1 protein-coding gene is annotated in these 1,046 nt (G+C 61.4%); it reads right to left on the bottom strand.

What is annotated here, in order from left to right:
- On the bottom strand, positions 1–736 hold a 736-nt coding region (locus tag AB0K82_RS44725; RefSeq protein WP_364409897.1), incomplete at its 3' end, for a patatin-like phospholipase family protein.
- Positions 737–1,046: the final 310 nt, after the last annotated feature.

Consider the following 1,046-nt stretch of genomic DNA (forward strand, 5'->3'; position numbering starts at 1 on the left):
ATTGCAGAACGCCCCAGCGCTTCTGTTTCTCAAATTTGACCGTCGACTGACCGCAGCCGAACGACGCAACAAGGAATTCCGGTTTTTCGCCGTTTTCCCCTGCCCAGGTTTTGACTGCCTCGACATAGCCGCACATCGCCGGATTGTTGGCGAACAGGCCTCCATCGGCTCCACGCATGTCATGGTGCAAGGCGGTGAGCTCGGCGGGGTCAAAATAGAAGGGAGCGCTCGATGAGGCGTTCACCACATTCCACAGCGGCACTTGGCTGAAGCGATTGTCGCCCACATTTCTGTATTGGGGGCCGCCATTCGGGAAAATCGGCCCCGGACCCGCCGCGACATTGTAGAAAGTGCCGAGGAAGTTTCGCTCAAGCTCGCCCAGCGTCAGATTGCCCAATATCTGTCGAAGCACCGCGCCTTTGGCTGACTCTTTGTATTTTCCCGAAAAAAGCGGAAACGGGCCAATCCCCGCCCATTGGCTGGTGAACATCGCCTGCCCGTGCATGTGATACAATTGTTCGATGTCTTTGGGGGCAAGTGGCTGGGCTGCCTGACCGGAAGCGGCGAGGCCTGCCGCCACGATGCAGCCGGTCGAGGTGCCGACGAACAGTTCGAAGCTGTCCGCGACCTTTAGTTTACCGCTGTCCAGGAGCTTCTGTTCCAGCCTGGCGAGCATATGCGCGGGCGCGATGCCCCTGATGCCGCCGCCGTCGATCGACAAGACGCGTATCTTCATCGGCAATTCCTCTGCGTCGAAACGTCCCACACGAACAGGTCTGTGTCAGCCGTTGTTCCCCTCATTTTGGACCAAGATCCATGTCGTTCGTGGACGGTAGTGCGCGGGGTGGTTCGGGTCGGATCTCCGGTGAGTGGTGCGCCGATCAGGCTTGGGCGGGCGGATGCCCGCCTGGCGGCGGCCACCGGGCTCTATCTCCGCTTCGCTCCGACCAAGCCCCCTTCGGGGTCTTGTCCGCTGAAGCGGTAACGATCCCTTCCGCGAGGCGGGGTAGGTGGCCGAGCTCGGCGGGGCGCCTCGCCGGGGCATC

This window comes from Actinoallomurus sp. NPDC052274 (assembly GCF_040679475.1).
Classification (GTDB): Bacteria; Actinomycetota; Actinomycetes; order Streptosporangiales; family Streptosporangiaceae; genus Actinoallomurus; species Actinoallomurus liliacearum.